This is a genomic window from uncultured Aquimonas sp., from assembly GCF_937888285.1.
Lineage (GTDB): Bacteria > Pseudomonadota > Gammaproteobacteria > Xanthomonadales > Xanthomonadaceae > Aquimonas.
In genome coordinates this window covers 1-16,557 of the sequence record NZ_CALART010000098.1, presented here as the reverse complement: position 1 = coordinate 16,557, position 16,557 = coordinate 1, and the positions used below count along the sequence as shown (strand labels likewise).

Annotated in this window: 16 protein-coding genes, 1 tRNA gene and 1 pseudogene; 14 read left to right on the top strand and 4 right to left on the bottom strand. The window is 68.2% G+C overall.

The window, feature by feature from the left end; translation table 11 throughout:
• Nucleotides 1–64: 64 nt before the first annotated feature.
• The 9 genes from Q0654_RS18065 (at nt 65) to Q0654_RS18025 (ending at nt 9,376) form a co-directional block, all read left to right on the top strand.
• On the top strand, nt 65–1,210 hold the full coding sequence (locus Q0654_RS18065) for a hypothetical protein (protein ID WP_298856369.1): 1,146 nt from the start codon (nt 65–67) through the stop codon (nt 1,208–1,210).
• 316 nt (nt 1,211–1,526) lie between these two features.
• Nucleotides 1,527–2,528, top strand: a complete 1,002-nt coding sequence (locus Q0654_RS18060) for a peptidylprolyl isomerase (protein ID WP_298856368.1) — start codon at nt 1,527–1,529, stop codon at nt 2,526–2,528.
• Between the two features lie 22 nt (nt 2,529–2,550).
• A complete protein-coding gene (locus Q0654_RS18055; protein WP_298856367.1) occupies nt 2,551–3,342 on the top strand; it encodes an ABC transporter permease in 792 nt (263 codons plus the stop codon).
• Nucleotides 3,339–4,535 (top strand): ABC transporter ATP-binding protein, encoded by a 1,197-nt coding sequence (locus Q0654_RS18050; protein ID WP_298856366.1) that lies wholly within the window; start codon nt 3,339–3,341, stop codon nt 4,533–4,535. Before Q0654_RS18055 ends, Q0654_RS18050 begins: the two co-directional genes overlap by 4 nt.
• The gene (locus Q0654_RS18045; RefSeq protein ID WP_298856365.1) at nt 4,532–5,407 is read left to right on the top strand and encodes a glycosyltransferase family 2 protein; all 876 of its coding nucleotides are present in this window, start codon (nt 4,532–4,534) and stop codon (nt 5,405–5,407) included. The genes Q0654_RS18050 and Q0654_RS18045 overlap by 4 nt, the downstream gene beginning before the upstream one ends.
• A 20-nt stretch (nt 5,408–5,427) precedes the next feature.
• Complete coding sequence (locus tag Q0654_RS18040) at nt 5,428–6,297, top strand: class I SAM-dependent methyltransferase (RefSeq protein WP_298856364.1); 870 nt, start codon at nt 5,428–5,430, stop codon at nt 6,295–6,297.
• Nucleotides 6,294–8,138: a hypothetical protein gene (locus Q0654_RS18035; RefSeq protein WP_298856363.1), complete on the top strand. Its 1,845-nt coding sequence runs from the start codon at nt 6,294–6,296 to the stop codon at nt 8,136–8,138. The genes Q0654_RS18040 and Q0654_RS18035 overlap by 4 nt, the downstream gene beginning before the upstream one ends.
• Entirely contained in the window at nt 8,135–8,974 is an 840-nt protein-coding gene (locus Q0654_RS18030) for a glycosyltransferase family 2 protein (RefSeq protein ID WP_298856362.1), read from the top strand. Before Q0654_RS18035 ends, Q0654_RS18030 begins: the two co-directional genes overlap by 4 nt.
• Nucleotides 8,975–9,004: 30 nt before the next feature.
• Nucleotides 9,005–9,376, top strand: a complete 372-nt coding sequence (locus Q0654_RS18025; protein WP_298856361.1) for a DUF971 domain-containing protein — start codon at nt 9,005–9,007, stop codon at nt 9,374–9,376.
• A gap of 3 nt (nt 9,377–9,379) precedes the next feature.
• On the opposite strand, the gene Q0654_RS18020 is transcribed toward Q0654_RS18025, so the two are convergent.
• The 4 genes from Q0654_RS18020 to thiS all read right to left on the bottom strand — a co-directional run bounded on the left by Q0654_RS18020 (nt 9,380) and on the right by thiS (nt 13,065).
• Nucleotides 9,380–11,209 carry an SLC13 family permease gene (locus tag Q0654_RS18020; protein ID WP_298856360.1) on the bottom strand — a complete coding sequence of 610 codons (1,830 nt, stop codon included), beginning with the start codon at nt 11,207–11,209 and terminating at the stop codon, nt 9,380–9,382.
• Between the two features lie 72 nt (nt 11,210–11,281).
• Complete coding sequence (trmB, locus tag Q0654_RS18015; protein ID WP_298856359.1) at nt 11,282–11,998, bottom strand: tRNA (guanosine(46)-N7)-methyltransferase TrmB; 717 nt, start codon at nt 11,996–11,998, stop codon at nt 11,282–11,284.
• Nucleotides 11,998–12,798: a thiazole synthase gene (locus tag Q0654_RS18010; protein WP_298856358.1), complete on the bottom strand. Its 801-nt coding sequence runs from the start codon at nt 12,796–12,798 to the stop codon at nt 11,998–12,000. The genes trmB and Q0654_RS18010 overlap by 1 nt, the downstream gene beginning before the upstream one ends.
• Before the next feature lie 66 nt (nt 12,799–12,864).
• Nucleotides 12,865–13,065, bottom strand: a complete 201-nt coding sequence (gene thiS, locus Q0654_RS18005) for a sulfur carrier protein ThiS (RefSeq protein WP_298856411.1) — start codon at nt 13,063–13,065, stop codon at nt 12,865–12,867.
• Between the two features lie 116 nt (nt 13,066–13,181).
• Between thiS and Q0654_RS18000 the strand changes: the two genes are divergently transcribed.
• The 5 genes and pseudogenes from Q0654_RS18000 to Q0654_RS17980 all read left to right on the top strand — a co-directional run.
• Nucleotides 13,182–13,255: transfer RNA gene (locus Q0654_RS18000), tRNA-Gly, on the top strand.
• Between the two features lie 19 nt (nt 13,256–13,274).
• Nucleotides 13,275–13,718, top strand: coding sequence for a RimK/LysX family protein (locus tag Q0654_RS17995; protein ID WP_298856357.1), 444 nt, complete (start codon nt 13,275–13,277; stop codon nt 13,716–13,718).
• Nucleotides 13,719–13,787: 69 nt separating this feature from the next.
• Nucleotides 13,788–14,681: a 30S ribosomal protein S6--L-glutamate ligase gene (rimK, locus tag Q0654_RS17990; protein WP_298856356.1), complete on the top strand. Its 894-nt coding sequence runs from the start codon at nt 13,788–13,790 to the stop codon at nt 14,679–14,681.
• 407 nt (nt 14,682–15,088) lie between these two features.
• The gene (locus Q0654_RS17985; RefSeq protein ID WP_298856355.1) at nt 15,089–15,829 is read left to right on the top strand and encodes a hypothetical protein; all 741 of its coding nucleotides are present in this window, start codon (nt 15,089–15,091) and stop codon (nt 15,827–15,829) included.
• Between the two features lie 36 nt (nt 15,830–15,865).
• Nucleotides 15,866–16,557 (top strand): annotated as a pseudogene (locus Q0654_RS17980) (TonB-dependent receptor); the annotation flags it as partial.

The window sequence follows — 16,557 nt, the reverse complement described above, 5'->3', positions numbered from 1 at the left end:
AGTCCGCAGGAACAAGCTAGCGTACGTCCGGCGCACCACCGTGCCGGCTCAATCGGAGTGCTTCATGAGCTTTAAATTCAGCGTGCTCGCCACCTCCGTCGGGCTCCTCTTCGGAGCGACGGCAGTGCAGGCGCAATCTTCCCTGACCTTTCGTGGCTCCAGCCTTTCCCCTATTCCCCTTGACGTGTCGCAGCCTGTGACGGTCGCCGACGACGGCTCGGTGCAGGCGACCTGCCTGTTCCAGACCGGAACCACCGTCTGCCAGGGCGTCAGCCCCCCTGTGAACCAGCAGGTGCCGGCAGTGACGCTCAGCGTGACCGGGCTGACCCAGGATTCGCAAGGTCGTTTCGAGGTCAATGCCGGCCAGCAGGTCGCGGTGACTCGCGCGATCACCAACTCCGCTGATGTCTGCATCGCCAGCGCAACGCCTGCTTCAGGAGCCAGTGGCTGGTTGAATGTGTTCGCACCGGCGGCAAGCAGCGTCGCCAATGTGCAGTTCTCCGGCAGTGGCGAGGTCACCCTGGGGCTGCGCTGCTACAACCAGGCGGGCGCAGCACCCACCGCAACCCAGCTCCGCTTCGTGGTTGCGGCAGCGGTAGGTGTCAATCCCGACCTGTGCGAGTTGCCCCCGGATCCTTTGATTCGGCCCCAGGGCTTTACCCGCTATGTGTTGACCTGGAATGACCTGTTCCGGGTGGGGCCGTTCCCGAACGCACCTGGCTACCTCAATCCGGTCGGCTCCTATACCATCGGTCGCTCTTTCCCAGGCGCGAGCGCCGCTGCGATGTATATCACGGTGCCCATCGTGCCTGAGCCGGGCAAGACCTACGTGTTTAACCACGCCACTGCACAGGCAGTGGCCGCGGCGGGCTACTTCGGAGATCCATCGCGCGCGGGCGGCAACTTCATGTCGATCAGCCCCTGCGCAGGCGATGTCCGGCCGATCGCCCCGGGCTCCCCCGATCAGCTGCTGCGCGTATGCAGATCGGCGCTGCTTTACGAGGACGTGTTCCGCTTCACCACCTTGGCTAGCGCACCAGCATCGGCCTGCAAGGTGACGCCGGGCCAGACCTACTGGCTCACGTTCATGATGAATAACCCGGCAACGCTTCTGAATGGCGGTGAACTGAACCTGACTCAGACGGCCTGTGACGGTGGTCGCCAGTACTGTGAAACCATGATTCAGGTCAGCGTACTCAGCACGCCCTAAGCCAGCAGCCTTGACCGACCGGGCCGCGTGATGACGCGCGGCCCGGTATGCGTTGGAAGACGGCTTCAACAGATGCGGCTGTGGCACCGCACTGCCGCAGCGTCAGCGTCAGGACCTCGGCGCTGACTGTTAGATCCAAGGTTCGGCTCGCTCGTACCACTTGGTCTTGCAACGACGAGCGTCACCCTCGTGAACCTGGCCAGCAGCAGCACGCTGCCGTCGAGTCTCATGGGCGCAAGGCATGCACCACGCCCGCAGATTGCGCATTGCGCATCGCGCACTTGAAACACATCAGACAGAAAGAACAGGCACATCCATGCTTCGCAATGCACTGCTGCTCTTCGCTACTCTGGTTCTTGCTTCCGCAGGATCGGCATACGCCCAACCGATTGCGCCCAAGGATCCGCGTGAGGTCGTCGTGGTCGCGCGGGGCGGCGTCAGCGTCACCCTCCATGAGGTCGATGCACAGGTGATGGCACTGCCCAAGGCCTTGAGGGCACGCTACCTGGACAATCCCGAGCGTCTTGAAGAGGTCGTTTACGGCTTGTTGATCAACAAGCAGCTCACCCAGCAAGCGCTGGCCGCAGGCGTCGATACCGATCCCTTCCTTGATACCCAGCTTGCTGCGGCCCGCGAGGATTGGCTCGCCAGAAGGGCGCGCAATCTGCACGAAGACAAACTGCTGGAGAACCTACCCGATTTCGAGGTGCTGGCCGAGGAGATCTATCGCTCGCACCCGCATCGATTCAGGCGTCCAGTCACCCTCCAACTGGAGCATATCCTGGTCCGGATCGGAGGCCGAGGTGAAGCAGCAGCGCGGGAGCGCGCGCAGGCCGCCCGTGCAGCTCTGGTCGCGGGTGAGCGCGATTTCCAGGAGCTGTTCATGGAGTACAGCGATGAAGCCGCTGATCCCCGGATAGTGGGGGGCGGCATCCTGAATGACATCATCCCGGGCGTGACCGAAAAGCCATTCGAAGAGGTGGTATTCAAACTGACCGAAGTCGGGCAGGTCTCAGAGCTCATTCAGACCAACTACGGGTTCCATGTGGTGCGCCTGATGAAGCGGACGGAACCGAAGCTCCAGACATGGGAAGAAGTCAAGACAACCCTTGTCGAGGAGCAGCGCCAGCGCTTCCTCAACGAGCGTCGTGCCTCCCAGCTGGCGGAACTGCAGAGCCTGCCTGTCGAGGCGAATCCGCTGGTCGTTGCCCAGCTGCGTTCCCGCTACGAACGCGCCGCCGAAGGCATCCTTGCGCCAGCCCTTGATGGCAGCGAACCGCAGCCGGAAGACGCCACGCCCGACGCTGAAACCCCCTGAGCGAGGTGACGCGGGCCGAGCCGTGAGCCTCACTACGCTGGCACTCAGCGAGCGTCTCGCGCTGTTCCGACTGTTCGTCCGCCAGGACCTTCGGCAGCGCTTCTCCGGCAACCTGCTCGGCATCGCCTGGGCGGTTCTGGCGCCGCTTCTGCAGCTCGCCGTGTTCAATCTGGTCTTCGTGCACATCCTCAAGGCCCGCGTGCCGGGTCTTGAGGGCAGCACCTACCTGGTCTTCCTCGCGCTCGGCTTCTGGCCCTGGTTCGCTTTCTCCGAAGCGGTGACCCGCGGCTGCACGGCGATTACGGATCACAGCGGCCTCGCCGGCAAGGTTGCGGTACCGCGCGCAGTGCCGGTGCTGGCGGCCGTCGGCACCGCCTTCCTCCTGCACGGGCTGGGCTACCTCCTGGTGCTGCTGGCTGTAGCCCTGTTGGGGCCGGGCCTCGACTGGGCGCAGCTCGGTTACGCCATGCTGCACTGGCTGCCGCTGCTGGCCATGGCGGGCGGACTCGCGCTGGCGCTCGCCGCCGTACAGGTCTTCATCCGTGACCTGGCGCAGACCATCGGGCTGCTGATCACCCTGTGGTTCTTCCTCACGCCGATCATCTACGCGCCTGAAACCGTCCCCGGCGGCCTTTCGCAATGGCTGGCGCTCAATCCGGTCACCGGCATCGTCGACGCCCAGCGCACGCTGCTGCCGGGTCTCGCCGCACTGCCCGGCAGCGCCGTGGCCACCTGGATCGGCGCCGTACTGATCCCTCTGCTGGGCTGGCTGGTGTTCCGCCGGCTGCGGCCGCACCTCGAGGAATTCGAATGAGTGCGCCCCTGCTGCGGGTCGAGGGGCTGGGCAAGAGCTGGCCCATCGATGCCAGCCCGCGCGCGCGCGCCTCGGCCCTGCTGCGCGCACTGGTCGGGCGACCGATCGCGCGCACGCCGGTGCTGCGCGACATCGGCTTCGAGATCCGGTCCGGCGAATCGCTCGGCATCATCGGCGAGAACGGCGCCGGCAAGTCGACCCTGCTGAAGCTCATCGCCGGCGTGCTGACGCCCAGCGAAGGCAGGGTGCAGCTCAACGCAACGGTCGGTGCCCTGCTGGAGCTCGGAGCGGGTTTCGAGCTGGAGCGCACCGGCCGCGAGAACATCGGCATCGCCGCCGGCCTGATGGGCTGGTCGCGTCGTGAGATCGAAGCGCGCACGCCCGAGATCGAGGCCTTCGCCGACATCGGCCGCTACCTCGACGAGCCGGTCAAGCACTACTCCTCGGGCATGGTGGTGCGCCTGGGCTTCGCCATCATCGCCACGGTGCGGCCGCAGCTGCTCATCACCGACGAAGTGCTGGCGGTGGGCGACGAGAGCTTCCAGCGCAAATGCATCCGCTGGATCGAAGACTACCTCGAGCACGGCGGCACCCTGCTGCTGGTCTCGCACTCGACCTACCACATCCAGAAGCTCTGCAAGCACGCCCTGTGGCTGCGGGAGGGCAGGGTGCAGGCCTACGGCGACGTGTTCGACGTGACCCAGGATTACCTCGCCTACCACGAGCGCAAGAGCGCCGCCGAGCGTGGCCCCGAACTGGATGCCAGCTATGCCGGCAATGAGTACCGGCTGGTCCGCGTGGCCATCAACGACAGCGAGGACGAGGGCGCGCGCCTGCTCGCGGAAGGCGCGTCGCTGCGCGTCGAGGCCCAACTGCACAGCCCGGATGGCCGCAGCCCGCAGTTCAGCTTCGGCGTGATCCGCGCCGATGGCACCGCGCTGTACGGCCAGGTGGCCGAGATCGAAGGCGTGCGCGGCGAGCCCATTGGCGGCAATCGCAGCCGCTACGCGCTGGAAATCGATCCTTCCGCCCTGCTGCCCGGCAGCTATGTGCTGCGCCTGCATGCCATGGACCCGGAGGGACTGCGCGTTTTCGACACGGTCGAGCGCGCCTTCACCCTGCGTGGCGCCAGCCGCGAGCTCGGCTGCGTGCGCCTGCCACACCGCTGGCTGCATGCGGGAGCCCATCCGTGAGTGCGCCCGCCATGCAGGTCATCGTGCCGGTCTATCGCGCGCTGCCGGCGCTGCAGCGCCTCGTCGAAGGCCTGCGCCGCACCCTGGGCGCCGGCGAGCGCGTGCTGTTCTGCGATGACGCCTCGCCCGAGCCCGAAGTCTCCGCCTATCTGCAGGGCCTGCCGGGCACGATGCACTTCGAGGCGCGCGTGCTGCGGCGTGAGCGCAACCTCGGCTTTGTCGGCAACGTCAACGCCGCCTTCGCGGAAACCGGTGCGGACGATGTGGTGCTGCTCAACAGCGACACCCTGCCCGGGGTCGGCTGGCTGGATCGACTGCGGACCTGCTTCGCGGCGGATGCCCGCATCGCCACCGCCACGCCCTGGTCGAACAATGCCGAGATCTGCTCGCTGCCGCATCTGTGTCGACCCGGGCCGCTGCCCGATGATCCCGACCGGTGGGCGCGCGCCTGCCTCGACGCCTGTCGCGATGCGTACCTCGATCTGCCGACCGGCGTCGGCTTCTGCATGGCGATCCGCCGCGCCTGCCTCGACCGCATCGGTGTCTTCGATGCCGAGACCTTCGGGCGCGGCTATGGCGAGGAGAACGACTTCTGCCTGCGCGCCGAGGGCCACGGCTGGCGCAATGTGCTCTGCGCCGACGCGTTCGTCGGTCATGAGGGCGGCGCCTCCTTCAGCCTTGAAGGGCTTGCGCCCGGAGGCGGCAATCTCACGCGGCTCCTGAACCGCTACCCGGACTACAACCGCCGCGTTGCCGAGTTCATCATGGCGGACCCGATCAAGCCCCTGCGCCTGCGCGTGGTCGAGCGCTACGCCGCGCTGGCCGCCGGTCAGCCCGACGCTACCGGCCTGCAGGGTCAGTTGTTCCAATAACCAATCCGAGGTTGTCCGCGATGAGCGAATCGACGCCGGCGCTGGAATTCACCGGCGAACGCTTCACGCCTGAATGCGTGCGTGAGATCTGGTACGAGCACTACCACCGCTACGCCTTTGCGCAGCCGCTGGCGCGCGGCAAACGCGTGCTTGATGCCGCCTGCGGCGAAGGCTATGGCTCGGCCCTCGTCGCCAGCGTTGCGGAATCCGTGCTGGGCCTCGATGTATCCGAGCAAGCCATCGCACATGCCCGCGCCCGCTATGCGCAGCCGAACCTGCGTTTCGAACAGGCCGACGTCACCGCGCTGGAGCACCTGCCCGCCCAGAGCTTCGACCTGATCCTGAGCTTCGAGACGCTGGAGCACCTGCACGCCCAGGACACCATGCTGCAGGGCTTCCGCCGCCTGCTGGCGCCCGGCGGCCTGCTGCTGGTGTCGACGCCGGACAAACGCAACTACACGGATATCCCTCAGTTCCACAACGAACACCACGTGCGCGAGCTCTACCGCGAGGAGTTCGAGGCCCTGTTGGCCGGCCTCTTTCCGCACCGTCGCCTGTACGCGCAGAAGCTGCTGTTCCAGTCGGCGCTGTGGGCGCTGGATGCGGATACCGGCAGGCCGGCCGCGGCCACCCTGGCCCGCGAGGGCGGCTTGAGCGAGGGCATGGCCTATCCGCCGCTGTACTACATCGCCGCCTGCGCGCTGCAGCCGCTGCCGGCGCTGCCGGCCCTGCACCTGTTCGGCGACGCGGAAGAGAGCGTCTACGCCCACTACAACCAGGAGATCCGCAAGAACATGGCGGCCGGCCATCGCATCCAGGCGCTGGAGCGTGAGGTCGAAGCGCTGAGGCGGCAGCTTGCCGGTATCGAGGGGCACGGAGATCGCGTGTGAGCTGGGGCAGCTATGGCCTCGATCTCGGGCAGACGCGCAGTGCCGCCGATGCACCGCTGTACGCCGCCGCGCCGCTGGACGCGCATCCCCTCGGCAGCGACCAGTTCGTGGTTCGCGAGCGCGAAAGCGGGCGCACCGCGGTACTGGCCGCGAACGTGCTGCAGGCGCTGCAAGCCTGTGCCGCATTCGCGCCGATCGAGCGCCATGTGCAGAACGTCTGCGCTCGGTTCGGCGGCCTGCACGGACAGGAGTCCGCGGTGCGCGGTGTACTGCAGGATCTGGCGCAGCGAGGCCTGCTGCTGCGCGCCGATGCCTGGCTGGACGCACTCCGCGCGGCGCCAGCCGCCAGCGCGGCCCCGTTCCGCACCCTGATCATCCGCACCTGCGAGCGTCCGCGCGCGCTGTCCGCGCTGCTCGACAGCCTGCGTGACCACGCGCTGCGCTGGCGCAGCGGGCATCGCTACGTGCTCGTGGACATGAGCCGCGACCCGCAGGCTGTCGCCCTCAATCGCGAAGCCCTCGCGGCCTTCGCCGCGTCCTCGGGCTGCGCGGTCGCGCATTTCGATCGCGCCCGCCAGACACGTCATCTGCAGGAGCTGGTCGACGCCCTGCCCGAACATGCCGAGGGACTCGGCCATCTGCTCGGCGACTGCGGCGCCGAGCTTGGCTACCACGGCGATTACGGGGTGAGCCTCAACTGGATGCACCTGCTGGGGGCCGGCGAGCGTTACGCGCTGCTGGACGATGACCACCTGTTCCCGCTGCGCTGGCATCCACATTGGAAGCCCGGGCTGCAGCTGCTTGATCAGGCCGAGACGCCGGCCTTCTTCGCCAGCGTTGACGAGGCGCTGGGGTCCGGCCGCGAGTCCGACACCGATCCTCTGGCTGCACATTCCGCACTATGCGGCGCCACGCTGTCGCAGCTGCTGAGCGCGCCCTCCACGCGGATCGACACCGCGGCGCTGGCGGGGCTTGCGCCCGCTGCGCTGCCGCGGCTGGGGCCACAGGGACGCGTGACGGCCAGCACCCATGGGCATCGCGGTGACACCTGCGCGATGGGCCTGCTGTGGCTGCTCAGTCTGCCCGCCGGCGCCCGGCCGGCCGCGTTCGCCAGTCACCACGCCTATGCCGCCGCGATGCAGCGCCCGGCGGTGGCGCAGGTGTCCTCGCGCTTCCGTCGGCTCGACAGCTGCGGCGTCACGCCCTTCATGATCGACGGCAGCCAGCTGATGCCGGCGGTGCCGCCGCGCGGCCGCGGCGAGGACGGCGTGTTCTGCGCGCAGCTCGGCTGCGTGCACCGTGAGGGCATGCTGGTCGAGCTGCCGCTTGGCATCGGCCACCGGCGCCCTGCGCCGCCCGACCGCAGCGGCTATACGCACAGCCCCATCACGCCGGCATTGGCCCACGTCCTCGCTGAGCAGTTGCGCCAGGCCGCCCGTGGACTGGCGGGTGCGGATCCGACGCTGCGCCTGCGCGCCACCGCCGCCCTGCTGCAGTCGATGGCGAGCGTCAGCGATGCCGAAGCCGCCGAATTCCTCAAGTCCAGCCTCATCGAATTGCGCGCCGGCGCGATCCACGGCCTGCGCCACGCGCTGCAGGACGCGCCGACACCGCCGCCGCACTGGGCACTGGACCAGACGACGCTGATCGAGGCCAACGGACGCGCGCTGCTGGATGATGCCCCCGCGCGATTCGCGGAATGGCCGGCGGACACCGACGCGCAGACGGGTGCCGGCATCTGGAAAGGCTATCTGTCGCGCTACGCGAGCGGTCTGCATGGCTGGCCCGACGCGATCGGGATCGCCAGGGCGCGTGCGCCCGCCTGGATCGCAAGCTCTTGAGCGCGCCGCAGCTCGCCGTGTTGGTGGTCACACACGACAGCGAGGATGTGCTTCCGCGCTGCCTTGAGGCCTTGGCCACACAGCGCGGGGTCCGACTGCAGCGGGTGCTGGTCGACAATGGTTCGCGCCAGCCGCCCGGGCCTGATCCGCGCATGGACGTGTGCATTCTCAATCCGGATAACCCGGGCTTCGCGGTCGCCTGCAACCAGGCGGCGGCGGCCTCCGAGGCGCCCTGGCTGCTGTTCCTCAACCCCGACTGTTTTCCCGGTCCCGACGATCTCGCGCAGCTGCTCGCGCTCGGCGAGGCTGCGCAGCGCGACGGCCCGCTGGGGGCTCTGGGCGTGCAGCTGCTGGACGCCGATGGCAGCGCGCAGGCAGCGTCGCTGCGCCGCGACCCTGTACCCGGGCGGCTCATCAGCGCTGTGTTCAAGGGCCGCTCCGCGATCGAGCCGGTGCCGCCGACGCCGCAGGGCATGCACGAGGTGGAGGCCATCTCCGGCGCGCTGATGCTGGTTCCGCGCGCGTCGTTCGAGGCGGTTGGCGGGTTCGATGAGGGCTATCGCCTCCACTTCGAGGACCTCGACCTGTGCCGCCGACTCCGCCAGCAGGGCCTGCGTATCGTGTTCGCGCCTGCGCTTCGCATCACGCACCTCAAGGGCACCAGCAGCCGCCGGCGTCCGCTGTGGGTGGCCTGGCAGAAGCATCGCGGCTGGCGGCGCTACTTCGAGCGCTTCGATGCGCAATCGCTCGCAGCGCCGGCGCGCTGGGGCTTCCGCCTGCTGATCTGGCTGGCGCTGCCCCTGCTGCTGCTGCGCGCGCTCAAGCCCGCTTCCTGATCCGACTTCCAGGCATCGACCGGCATCGCCATGAGTACCACGCCCACGCCCACGCCCACCGACATCGTCCTGCACCAGCGCTCGCGCGTCCTCGAAGTCGCTTTCGAGGACGGCAGCCGCTTCGAACTGCCCTGCGAGTATCTGCGGGTGGAGTCACCCTCGGCCGAGGTGCAGGGCCACGGGCCGGGCCAGAAGGTGCTGGTCTCCGGCAAGCGCGGCGTCGGTATCCGCGCGATCGAGCCGGTGGGGCATTACGGCGTGCTGCTGCGCTTCGATGACGGGCACGACACCGGCATCTACAGCTGGTCCACCCTGTATGCGCTGGGCACGGAGCAGCGCACACGCTTTGACGCCTACCTGCAGGCGCTGGCGGCTGCAGGCCTGTCGCGCGATCCGGCCTGAGCTTCAGAACAGCAGGAAACTTACCGCCAGCACCCAGCCGACGTACAGCGCCGACAGCGGCAGGCCGACCTTGAGCAGGTCCACGAGCCGATAGCCGGCCGGGCCCGCAACCATCGACAGCACCGGATTGCTGCCGGTGAGGAAGTTGTTGGAGGCCGACAGCGCCACCACCACCGCGAACTGGATCGGTGCTGCACCCGTCGAGATCGCGATGTTGATCGCCATCGGCACCATGATCACGGTGGCGCCGACATTGCTGATGACCATCGCGAGACCCGTGGTGATGAGCCCGAGCACACCCAGCAGCGCCCAGTGGGGCAGGGCGCCGAAATGCTCCAGGGTCTGGCTGGCGACGAAGTTGGCGACGCCCGAGCTGTCCACCGCCCAGCCGAGCGGAATCAGGCTGGCCATGATGAACACGGTCTTCCAGTTCACCGAGGCGTAGGCCTCGTCCATGTTGATCACGCCCAGCAGCAGCATGCCGACCACGCCGGTCATCAGCGCCACTGGCACCGCGACCTCGCTGGACAGCGCCAGCGCCAGCGCCAGCGCGAAGCAGAACAGCGCGTGCCAGAGCTTGTGCGGGCGCTGTTCGTCCTTGGGGTAGTCGGTCACCACCACAAAGTCGCGGCTGCTGGCGGCCGAGCCGAGATCGCGCCAGAAGCTGTGGAAGACCAGCAGGTCGCCGGCGCGCAGCGGCGTGCGGCGGATGTCCTCGCGGTAGATCTCGTTGCCGCGGTTGATCGCGAGCACGCTGATGCCGAGGCGCTTGCGCAGATGCAGCTGCTCCAGCGTCTGCCCGATCAGCTGCGAGTTCGGCGGAATCACTGCTTCGGAAATGCCGGCGCGGCTGGGGTTGAACAGGTCGGCGAAGTTGCGCAGCCGCGCCTGCATGCGCAGCAGCTGGTTCTGCGCGAAATCCGCCACCAGTTCGCGCGGACCCATCACGCCAAGCACGCTGCCCACCCAGATCATCTCGTCGGCGGGTGGCGCAAGACGCGCTTCGTTACCGCTCTTCAGCGCCAGCAGCAGGGGCGCGCCGCGCATGGACTCCGCTTCCAGCACCGACATGCCGACCAGCGGACTGTCCGAGGTCACCGTCAGTTCGTAGACGTCGCCCTCGATGCCGTAGGCGCGGGCGAAATAGCTCTCCGTGCGGCCGGGTGCGACGCCTTTGTCTTCGCCCTGGCCCAGGAGGCGCGCGCCGAACAGCCGGAAGAAGGCCAGCGTCAGCACCAGCAGGCCGAGCCCGATCGGCAGCGGCGCGAAGATCGGCAGCGGCGCCAGCGAGGCCACGCCCGAGGGCAGGTTGCGGTTGGCCGCGACCAGCAGGTCATTGAGCAGGATCAGCGGCGAGCTGCCGACCATGGTCAGCGCCCCGCCCATCACCACGCAGACGGCGATCGGCAGCAGCAGACGGCCCAGCGACACGCCGGTGCGCGCCGACAGGCGCGCGGCCACCGGCAGGAACAGGGCGGTGACCGAGGGGTTCTGCATCACCGAGGACACCAGGCCCGCGACGCTGCTCGTCAGCAGCACCAGCCGCTCCTCGTAGCCCTTGCTCTTGCGCAGCAGCCACACCGCCACGCGATTCAGCAGCCCGGTGCGATCGAGCCCTGCACCCAGGATCATGGTAGCGATCACGCTGATCACCGCGTTGCCGGCGAAGCCATCGAACAGCTGTTCCACCGGTACCAGCCCGAACAGGCCGAGGCAGACCAGCACCAGCAGCGCGGTGACGTCCTGGCGCACGCGCTCCCACACGAACATGGCCATGGTGAAGACCATCAGGCCCAGCACCAGCCACATGTCGGTGGACAGCGCCGTCGTCATTCAGTCCGTTCCCGGGCAGTGGGACGGCGTGTGCCGATCGGGTGGCGCTGCACGGGTGGCGTCCATGAAGGCTCAGACCCTGCGGTAGAGCAGGTCCCAGACGCCGTGCCCGAGGCGCAGGCCACGGCGCTCGAAGTGGGTCTCGGGTCGCCAGTCCGGGCGCGGCACATGGCCCCGCGCGCCCTCGCTGTTGCGGAACTGCGGGCTGGCATCCATCACCTCCCACATCTGCTCGGCGTAGGGCTCCCAGTCGGTGGCGAGGTGCAGCAGCCCGCCCGGCGCGATCCGGCTGGCCAGCAGCTCGACGAAGCCGGGCTGGATCAGCCGCCGCTTGACGTGGCGTTTCTTGTGCCAGGGGTCGGGGAAGTAGATCCGCACTTCGTCGAGCGCGCGCTCACCGATGCACTGCTTCAGCACTTCGACGGCGTCTTCGGCGTACAGGCGCAGGTTGGTCAGCGCGTTCGCTTCGATCGCGTTGAGGGCGCGACCGACGCCGGGCTTGTGCACCTCGATGCCGATGAAGTCGCGCTCGGGCGCGTGCAGGGCGCCGTGGATCACCGCCTCGCCGTTACCGAAGCCGATCTCCAGCACCAGGGGCGCGGTGCGGCCAAAGCGGGCAGGGGCATCGAGCCTGCCCTGGGCGATCTCCAGCCCGTACTTCGGCCAGAGCTCGTCCAGCGCGCGCTGTTGCGCCGGGGTCAGCCGGCCGGCGCGCTGCACGAAGCTGCGCAGCACGCGCGTGGCGGCCTCGGGAAGAACGCGTTCGGCCTTGTCTTCCAGCTCGCTCATCAGAAGAACAGTCCGTCCACCGGCGAGGACGCGCTGGCATAGCGCTTGCGCGGGATACGCCCGGCCAGGAAGGCCTCGCGACCGGCTTCGACAGCCTTGCGCATCGCGCTGGCCATCAGCACCGGCTGCTTGGCGCTGGCGATCGCGGTGTTCATCAGCACGCCGTCGCAGCCGAGCTCCATGGCGATGGCGGCGTCCGAGGCCGTGCCGACGCCGGCATCGACGATCACCGGCACGCTCAGGCTCTCGATGATCTCCAGCAGGGTGTAGCGGTTCTGGATGCCCAGCCCCGAGCCGATCGGCGCGGCCAGCGGCATCACTGCCACGCAGCCGATCTTCTGCAGCTCGCGCGCCACGATCGGGTCGTCGCTGGTGTAGACCATCACCTCGAAGCCGTCGCGCACCAGCACTTCGGCAGCGCGCAGGGTCTGCACCACGTCAGGGTAGAGGGTCTTCTCGTCGCCCAGCACCTCGAGCTTGACCAGGTTGTGGCCGTCCAGCAGCTCGCGCGCCAGCCGGCAGGTGCGCACCGCATCGTCGGCGCTGTAGCAGCCGGCGGTGTTGGGCAGCAGGGTGTAGCGCTCGGGCGGGAGGAAATCGAGCAGGTTGGGCTCGCCGGCGTTCTGGCCGAGGTTGGTGCGGCGGATGGCGACGGTGACTATCTCCGCACCGGCCGCCTCGCTGGCGCGGCGGGTCTCGTCGAAGTCGCGGAACTTGCCGGTGCCTGTCAGCAGGCGGGAGGAGAAACTGCGGGTGCCGATCTTGAGCCGGTCGGCGGCGGGCTGGGCTGCGCTGTCCATCGCCGGATTATCGACCGAACCCGCAGGCGCTGTCGCGACGATCGCTGCGATTGCGTCGGAATCGCTTCAGCCGCCGCCGAGCGCGTGCACCAGTTCGACCACATCGCCATCGGCCAGCGCGTGCTCGGCATGGCGGCTCTTCGGCACGATCTCGCGATTCACTTCCACGGCGATGCGGCGACCGGCGTGGCCGAGCTGTTCGATAAGGGCGGCGACGGTGGTGCCGGCGGGCAACTCGCGCGCCTCGCCGTTCAACTGGATCTGGATCATGGGTGCTCTGAGTTCGGAGCGAGGGGCGGATCCGAGGGGTGCAGCGCCACGTGTGCGCCTTCGTGCGGCATTGCCTGCGCGAGGCCAGCGGAGCTAAGCTCTCGCACCGCAGCGCGGGTGTAGCTTAATGGTAAAGCAGCGGCTTCCCAAGCCGCCGACGTGGGTTCGATTCCCATCACCCGCTCCACTCGAACGCCGCCCGGGCCATGGTTGATCCACTCCCCATCGTGCTCGGCTGGTGCGAAACACTCGCCCTCCCCGACCTGTCCATTCCGGCGATCGAAGCCAAGATCGATACCGGTGCGCGCAGCTCGTCCCTGCATGTCGACAGCCAGCAGGGCTTCACGCGCGACGGACGCGACTGGGTGCGCTTCGCCCTGCATCTCGATGGCGCCGCCGCGCGGCTCTCCGCACACGCCGAAGCGCCGGTGCACGACCGCCGCGCCGTGCGCGACTCCGGTGGCCATGAGACCGAGCGCGTGTTCATCCTGACCACGCTGGCCATCGCCGGTATCCGCTATCCGATCGAAGTGAACCTGGCGGCGCGGCGCGGGCTGAAGTTCCCCATGCTGCTGGGCCGCACCGCGCTGGCCGGCCGCTTCCTGGTCGACCCCGCCCGCAAACACGCCCTGACCGACACGTCGCAGTAACCCGCGCGACCCGCGCGATCGCTAGGCTGTCGGCGAATCGCCAATCCCCAATCCCGAATCCCGGCTCAGATGAAACTCGCCATCCTCTCGCGCAACTCCAAGCTCTACTCCACCCAGCGCCTGGTGGAGGCCGGTCGCGTGCGCGGCCACACGGTGCGCGTGCTGGATCCCTTGCGCTGCTACATGCGCATCGCGCCGGGCAGCTTCGAGATGCACTACAAGGGGCGCGAGCTGACCGACTTCGACGCGGTGATTCCGCGCATCGGCGCCTCGGTGACCTTCTACGGCACCGCGGTGCTGCGGCAGTTCGAGATGATGGGCAGCTACACGCCGAACAGTTCCGAAGCAATCCTGCGCGCGCGCGACAAGCTGCACTGCCACCAGCTGCTGGCGCGACAGGGCATCGGCCTGCCCAAGACCGTGTTCGGCGACAATCCGGATGACACCGCCGATCTGCTGGCGATGCTCGGCAAACCGCCGCACGTCATCAAGCTCACCGAAGGCACCCAGGGCACCGGCGTGATCCTGGCCGAGCGCGCCTCGTCCTCGCGCAGCGTCATCGAGGCCTTCCGCGGCCTGTATGCGAACTTCATCGTGCAGGAGTTCATCGGCGAGGCCAAAGGCGCCGACCTGCGCTGCTTCGTGGTCGGCAGCCGGGTGGTGGCCGCCATGCGCCGCCAGGCCAAGCCCGGCGAGTTCCGCTCAAACCTGCATCGCGGCGGCACCGCCAAGGCGGTGGAACTGAGCGAGCAGGAGCGCGAAATCGCAATCCGCGCGGCACGGGTGATGGGGCTGGGCGTGGCCGGCGTCGACCTGCTCCGCTCGAAGCGCGGGCCGCTGGTGCTCGAGGTGAACTCCTCACCCGGCCTGGAAGGGATCGAAGGCGCCACCGAGATCGACGTGGCGGGACACATCATCGACTACATCGACCGCCGCCTGCGCGCGCGTCGCAGCAAGAGCTGAGCCCAAGCCGTCCACCCTTGTATGCCGGTGCGGCGTCGAGGCCTTCGAGCGCCGCGGTTTAACGCGGGCCCAAGCCGTCCTTAACTCCGATTTAATTGCTGCTGCCGCAGCCTATGCCGACCGTGTCCTCTGCTCGGCACTCCTAAGTCTTCGTGACTGGCAGATCCATCGGTATCGGGGCAGTACCTCTTCAACCCGCCGTGCGCAGTTCCCCCTGTACCGGCGGGTTTTCTTTTGGCTGCGATAGGCCGCCGGCCGCCAGCCGCGCACCTGAGAGCGGAGGCTGCACGGTGCGAGGCTCGCACAAGCCGCTGCGTAACCGCCGCCCCGTGCTGCAGGGCGACCGGCCCTTCGGTCAGGTATCGCGCAGCTCCACCGCGGGCGCTGCGGCGGGATCGCCCACCGGCGTGCCCACCACCATCAACATCGCCGGCATCGGCAACCGCGGTCTGTGCCCGGATGGCTCGCTGGCGGCGAGCTGCGTGGGCTCGTTCAACTTCAACCCGCTCAACCTGTTCCAGACGCCGCTGGATCGCGTCCAGGCCAATGCGCTGGCCTCCTTCGACATCACCGAGGACCACGAGGCGTACGCCGACCTGATGTTCACCCGCAGCGATGTGCGGACCCAGCTGGCCGAGTCGCCGGCCGGTGGTGTGCCGGTGAGCCTGCCGATCGGCAACCCGTTCCTGCCGAATGCGGCCCGCCAGCAGATCTGCGCCGAGCGCAACATCCCGGCGGCCCAGTGCGTGGTCGGCAACGGCACCCTCGTGCCGGTCACCATCGGCCGTCGCCTGGTCGAGCTCGGGCCGCGTCTGAACAACTTCGAGAACCGGACCTTCCAGGGCACCGTCGGTCTGCGTGGATACCTGACCGAGACCTGGCAGTACGACGCCTACTACAGCTTCGGCGAAGCCGATCAGACCACCACCCGTGGCAACTGGGGCTCGCGCTCGCGCTTCATCCAGGCGCTGGGTGCGACCAACACGAGCACCTGCATCAACCCGGCCAACGGCTGCGTGCCGCTCGACATTTTCTCGGGCGCGCCGATCACTCCGGCCATGCTGCGCTTCATCAACCTCGACAGCCTGGCCACCCAGTTCGTCGCGCAGGATGTTTTGGCTGGTAACGTGAACAGTGACCTCGGCTAAGGGCTGCAGAGCCCCTGGGCGGCGTATCCGATCGCTGTGTCGGCAGGTGTCGAGCAGCGCTCCGTCGCCGCTGGCACCAAGTCCGACCAGGCTTCCCAGATCCAGAGCGAGGTCATCGGCACCGGTGCGCCGACCCCGGACCGTCGCGGTGACTTCGAACTGTTCGAAGGCTACGCGGAAGTGATCGCGCCGATCATCAACTACGCAGCCGGCGCTTACTCGCTGTCTTTCGAAGGTGGTTTCCGTCGCAGCCGTTTCGAGACGGCGGGCAATCCGACGACCTACAACACCTACAAGCACGGCGGTGAGTGGGCCCCGATCGAAAGCCTGCGTTTCCGCGCCCTGCAGCAGCGCGCAAACCGCGCGCCGAACGTGAACGAGCTGTTCGCGCCGCAGGTGACCGGCCTGAGCAACCTTGCGGTTGATCCTTGCGCCGGCGCGAACCCCACCGCCTCGCAGGCGCTCTGCGCGCTGTCCGGCGTTCCCAGTGGTTCGTACGGCACCGTCGATCAGCCGGCGGCCGGTCAGGTCAACGTGCTGACCGGCGGCAACCCGCTGCTGTGGGAGCTATCCTGTCAACTTAGACTTGGTCCGAAAATCGCCGGGCAGGTCACGTTCAACCCCGTCAGACAGCGTTCGGCGCAAACCAGCGCTAGGATATCCTTACAAGCCGGGCGGATTCAATTCCGAATCGCAACACGCTTCTTGAGGGCTTCGGCGAAGACCTC